This window comes from Nocardia sp. NPDC004722, assembly GCF_053601505.1.
The window spans coordinates 1-5,664 of the sequence record NZ_JBSGBY010000557.1; the positions used below are offsets into that span (position 1 = coordinate 1).

Consider the following 5,664-nt stretch of genomic DNA (forward strand, 5'->3'; position numbering starts at 1 on the left):
GCCGCGAGTAGTTCCTCGTGCGTGCCGATTTCACTGATGGTCCCGCGCTCGACCACGGCGATTCGGTCGGCCTGCGCGGCCGTGGCGAGCCGGTGCGCGACGATCACCGAGGTCCGCCCGCGTGTCACGGATTCGCTCGCCACCAGCACCGATGCCTCGGCGGCCGGGTCCAGCACGGCGGTCGCCTCGTCCAGCAGCAGCAGATCGGGGTCGACCAACTGGGCCCGGGCCAGCGCGATGAGCTGCCGCTGTCCGGCCGAGAGTCCGCGGCCGCGTTCACCGACCGGCTGGTTCATTCCGTGTGGCAATGCCTGGATGGTTGCCAGCGCGCCCACCGCGGCGGCGGCCGTCTCGATCTGATCCGGTGTGGCATCCGGTTTTCCGAAGGCGATGTTGCTGGCGATGTCGCCGGTGAACAGGTGAGCTTCCTGCGGCACCACGCCCAGGCGGGCGCGGAACTCGCCGAGTCGGTAGTCGCGGATATCGACACCGTCCACGCGAATCACGCCGGAGTTGTCGTGATTTCTGTCACCCGACAGGGCGGTGCTTGATTCGTGCGACAGGTCTTCTCGCGGCATGTCGTAGAGCCGGGCGAGCAGTTTCACGATGGTCGACTTGCCCGCGCCGGTCTCGCCGACCAGTGCCAGGCTGCCGCCCGCCGGGATGGTGAGGTCGACCCCTTCGAGGGCGGGCTTGATCGCGCCCGGGTACTGGAAGCGGACGTTCTCGAAATCCACTCGCCCCCGCAGGTGCCCGTCGATGACCGTCGGCTCGGCCGCATCCGGCGCGATGGACGATTGCGTGCGCAGCAGTTCCCCGATGCGGCGCAACCCGACCCGCGCCTGCTGATACCCGTCGAACAGCTGCGACAGCTGCATGATCGGACCGAACAGCAGTTGCAGGTAGAGCACGAACGCCACCAGCGTGCCCGGCGTGGTGGACCCGTGCGCCACCGCCCACGCACCGGTGAACACCACCGACGCCAGCGCCAGATCCGCCCACATGCCGACGAAGGCGAAGAAGGTGGCGATGGCCCGCTGCGCCCGCATCCGGCTGACCCGGAAATTGTCGGAGTAGCCCGCGAAGCGCAGCGCCGCGGCGGCCTCGTGCCGATTCGCCTGCACCACACGCAGACCCGAGACGTTCTCGGCGAAGTCGGCGTTGACCGTGGCCGAATGCTCGCGCGCCGCGCTGTAGGCGGCATCGGACACCTTGCGGAACCACCAGGTGCCCAGCAGCAGCGGCGGCAGCGTCACGAAGACGATGGTGGCCAGTTGCAGGTCGATGACCATGAGCGCCACCGCGATTCCGGCCACCGTCAGCAGCGCCACCAGCGCGTCCGGCAGGCCGGTCTGCATGAACGTGGAGAGCGCGTCGATGTCGGTGGTCATCCGGGTCATGATGCGGCCGGACAGTTCCCGCTCGTAGAAATCCAGCCCCAGCCGCTGCAGATGCGCGTAACTGCGCACCCGCAGCCCGAACAGGACCCGCTCCCCGGCTCGGTTGCTCCACAGCAGCGAGGTCGCCGCCACCAGCCAGCCGGCGACGACGAGCACGAGGCCGATCACGGTGGCCGCCACCAGGGCCGAGCCCTGATGCTTGCCGACGCCGGAGTCCACCGCGTACCGCACGATCGACGGGAACCCCACGCCGACAAGCGCATCCAGCGCGAGCAGCAGCATGGTCCCGGCGACCAGCCACTTCACCAGGCGCAGCGCGTGGGTGAGCTTGAACCCCGGGTCCGGCTCGCGCAGCTCGGCCGCGTCCAGCTTGGGTTGTTCGGTCGCGGCCGGCAAGTCGCCGAGCACCCGCCGAACCTCTTCCGGCGTATCAGGATCCGGCTCGACATCCTGACCAGCCCCCGCCGAAGTCGCCCCGGCCGGAGTCGCCCCCACGCCGGGATGACGGGGTTCGGTCTCGAGATGTTCGGGGGTCGCCGTGAGATCCGGTGCGGGCAGCCGGATCACGCGGTCGGCGTGGGCGAGGGTGGATTCGCGGTGGGCGAGGATCAGCGTCGTGCGGCCGGAATCAGTGGGCAGCGAGGCGAAGATGGCGGCCTCGGTGACGGCGTCCACGGCCGAGGTGGCGTCGTCGAGAATGAGGATGCGGGGGTCCGCGAGCAGGGCGCGGGCCAGGGCGATGCGCTGGCGTTGACCGCCCGAGAGCGTCAGCCCGCGTTCGCCGACCACGGTGTCGTAGCCCTCGGCGAGACCGTTGATGAACTCGTCCGCCGCGGCCTGTTTGGCGGCCGCGTGGATCTCCGCCTCGGTGGCATCCGGTCGTCCCAGCGCGATATTGGCGGCGATGGTGTCCGACAGCAGGAACGCCTCGTCGAAGACCACGCCGACCGCCTCGCGCAGCTCCGCGGCCTTCAGATCCGCGATGTCCGCGCGGGAGTCGTTGCTGTACAGGCTGATCCGCCCCGAGTCGGGGGAGTAGAAGCGCGGCAGCAGCAGGCTCAGCGTCGATTTGCCGGAACCGGCGGGCCCGATGACGGCGACGGTCTCGCCCGGCGCGATCTTCAGGTCGAAGTCGCGCAGCACCGGCCGTCCGGGCTCGAATCCGAAGGTCAGCCCCTCGATCTCGATGCCGAGCGGCCCGCGCGGCACGGCCACCGGATGCTCGGGATCGATGTGTCCGGGCGCGCTGTCGATGACCTGGTGCACGCGATCGGCGGCCGCGCGGGTCAACTGCGCCATGACCACCACGTAGGACACGATCCGGGTCGAATTGGTCATGGTCGACACGTAGGCGGTGAAGGCGAGGAAGGTGCCCAGCCCGATGCTGCCGTGGAAGGCCAGCAGCCCGCCCACCGCGATCACCGCGACCAGTCCGGCCTGCGGAATCGTGGCCAGTGTGGGGCTGAAGCGGGCGTCGATGCGGGCCGCGCGCATGCGCTCGGCGTACAGCTTGCGCCCGTGCTTCTCGAGTACGTCGACCATGCGGGCTTCCTGCCCGAAGCCCTTCACCACCCGCACCCCGGTGACGGTCTCCTCGACGTGCTGGGCGAGGTCGGCCGCGCGCTGTTGCGCCGACCAGGTGGCCGCGTACAGCCGCGGCCGGACCCGGTAGACGACCAACGCCAGCACCGGCACCACCAGCAGTGCGGCCAGCGCCAAAGGCGGTGAGAGCCACAGCATCACGCCGGCGGCGAGCACGAATTGCAGGGCCGCCACCGCCGACCAGGGGCCCATGGACAGCAGGCCCTGTACGAGCGAGAGGTCGCTGATCGACCGCGAGATGACCTGTCCGGTGCGCAGCCGGTCCTGTCCAGGACCGTCGAGCCGCTGCAACGCGCCGAGCAGGTCCACGCGCAATTCGTGCTGCACGTCGAGGGCCAGTTGCCCGGCGAGCATCCGGCGTCCGAAGGAGGCCAGGAACCGGCCGACCGCGAGCGCGCCCAGCGCCCCGGCCATGGCCGCGATGATGCCGGTGTTCCCGGCGGTCGCGCCGTCGAGCGCGTGCTTGGCCAGCAGTGGCCCGGTCACCTCGACGACCGCGCCGAGCAGGATGGCCAGCCCGAGTCCGGTCAGCATCCACGGGTGCCCCACGCACCGCTGCCAGAGTCGGCGCAACCAGCCGCGATCCTCGGCCGCGTTCATCGGATTCTGGGCCTTGTCCATTGCATTCATTCCGGAGAACACAATCCCCCCACCGTCGACTTTGTTCCCGCCCTCGTCCCGCCCATCCAGTGTGCCTGCGGGGTGCGACAGTGGAGGCATGCCGATTCAGCGCCTCAATCACGCCGTCCTGTTCGTCTCCGATGTGGAGCGGTCCGCCGCGTTCTATTGCGAGGTGCTGGGCTTCCGGCGCCTGCAAGGCTTCCCGGGCGCGGTGTTCCTGCAGGCCGAGGGCTCGGCGAACGACCATGACCTGGGCCTTTTCCGGTTACCCGACCCGTCGGTCACGCATCGCACCGGCCGGATCGGCCTCTACCACTTGGCCTGGGAAGTGGACACCCTGAGCGAATTGGCGCGGGTCCGCGACGCCCTGGAGAAGGCGGGCGCGCTCACCGGCGCGTCGGATCACGCGTCGACCAAGGCGCTCTACGCCGCCGACCCCGACGGCCTCGAATTCGAGGTCTGCTGGCTGGTTCCCGATGCGGCGGTGGAGGCCGAACTGGCCGCCATGACCGCGCCGAGCGTGCCGCTGGACCTGCCTGGTCTCATCGCGACGTACGGCGCGGACACGCCCGGCGGCCCGCGCACCGATCACGAGGTCTGGCGACGGCTGTTCGCCGATCGGGCCTGAGTCCGGCCGTTCAGATATCGCGGCGGGTGAACAGCCACCACGCGCCCGCGCCCGCCGCGACGCTCCACAGCACCAGCAGCGCCATGGCCGCCGGAGTCGGCGCGATGAGCGCGCTCTTGGCGTAGCGCCCGCCGCTGATCGCGCCGACCGTGGCCGATACCGGCAGCAGGGCGGCGATTCCGCCGAATCCGATGGCGCGCAGGGTGATCCACACCAGCGGCTCCAGAATCGCCCAGCCCAGCACGGCGGCCAGGGCCAGGGTGGGGGAGCGCAGCACGAAGCCCAGCGCCGTCCCGATCACCGCCCAGCACATCGCGGCCACGGCGACCCCGATCAGCACCCCGTAGAACCCGCCGTCCATCGGCACCCGGGAGCCGCCCGCCAATCGCATGGCGGCCCCGCCCAGTACCTCCATCGCCACCACGGTGCCGAGCGAGAATACGCCCGCCACCGCCAGTTTCGATCCCAGCAGCAGGGTCCGGTCGGGGGTGTAGAGCGAGGTCAGCGCCATCGATCCGGTGCGGAATTCGGTGGCGGACCCGAGCGCCCCGAACGCGGCCGCCGCCGCGACCGTCAGCACCAGCACCCAGGTGGTCAGCAGTGCGGCCCACCCGGATCCGGAGCTGAAACCCTGCGCGTGCTCGCCGCCGGGCCGGAACCCGGTACCCAACCCCACGAACGCCAGCACCCCGGCCACGACGACCCCGCCGCCGATCAGCCAGTTCAACCGCACCGAAGTCACCTTGCGCACTTCGGAATTGGCGGCCCGAGCCACCACCGGTGGCACCGTCAGGTTCATGCAGCGTCCTCTCGTACGACCTCGCCGAAACGAACCATCCGGCGCGTCGCCGTCACCGGTAGGTCCCGTAGACGGCCGAGGCGGGGTAGGCCGGGGTGGGCGTGCCGGTGTGGGTCAGCGCCGCCAGCACCTGGTCGGGGTGGATGTGTTCGGGGGTGATCTCGGTGAGCTGGACGCGAGCCGAGGAGGCGGCCGATTCCAGTTGCGCCAGTGAGGCTTCCGCGATCGCGAGCCGCCCGTCGGGCCGCATGACCGCGTCGGTGAAGCCCTGCGCGGCCAGCGTGGTGGCCAGCGCGATCGGACTGGATGCCTTGACCAGCAATCGATCCGGGTGGCTGCGCCGCAGCCGCGCCGGACTGCCCTGGTAGGCGACGCGGCCCCGATCCAGCACGATCAGCTCGTCGGCGACGGGCAGCACGGTGCTGAGGGTGCGCGAGGTGAGCAGCACGGTCCCGCCGCGGCGGGCGTGGCCTCGCAGGAAGTCGTTGAGCCAGGCGGTTTCCCGCTGGTCCAACCCGGCGGCCGGATCGTCGAGCACCAGCAGCGGCGGGTCGCCGAGCAGCGCGACGGCCAGCGCCAGCCGGGTCTTCATGCCCTCGGGCAGGCTGCCGACG

Annotated in this window: 3 protein-coding genes and 1 pseudogene; 1 reads left to right on the forward strand and 3 read right to left on the reverse strand. The window is 70.7% G+C overall.

Annotation, left to right across the window (positions count from 1 at the left end):
- A partial coding sequence (locus ACWELQ_RS36345) for an ABC transporter ATP-binding protein (RefSeq protein ID WP_452401550.1) occupies nt 1-3,632 on the reverse strand: 3,632 nt, incomplete at its 3' end.
- A gap of 88 nt (nt 3,633-3,720) precedes the next feature.
- Here ACWELQ_RS36345 and ACWELQ_RS36350 point away from each other — a divergent pair.
- A complete protein-coding gene (locus ACWELQ_RS36350) occupies nt 3,721-4,251 on the forward strand; it encodes a VOC family protein (protein ID WP_452401551.1) in 531 nt (176 codons plus the stop codon).
- Nucleotides 4,252-4,261: 10 nt separating this feature from the next.
- Here ACWELQ_RS36350 and ACWELQ_RS36355 read toward each other — a convergent pair whose 3' ends face one another.
- Together ACWELQ_RS36355 and ACWELQ_RS36360 are read right to left on the reverse strand one after the other, a co-directional pair.
- Nucleotides 4,262-5,050 carry a hypothetical protein gene (locus tag ACWELQ_RS36355; protein WP_452401552.1) on the reverse strand — a complete coding sequence of 263 codons (789 nt, stop codon included), beginning with the start codon at nt 5,048-5,050 and terminating at the stop codon, nt 4,262-4,264.
- Nucleotides 5,051-5,102: 52 nt separating this feature from the next.
- Nucleotides 5,103-5,664: pseudogene (locus ACWELQ_RS36360) on the reverse strand (ABC transporter ATP-binding protein); the annotation flags it as partial.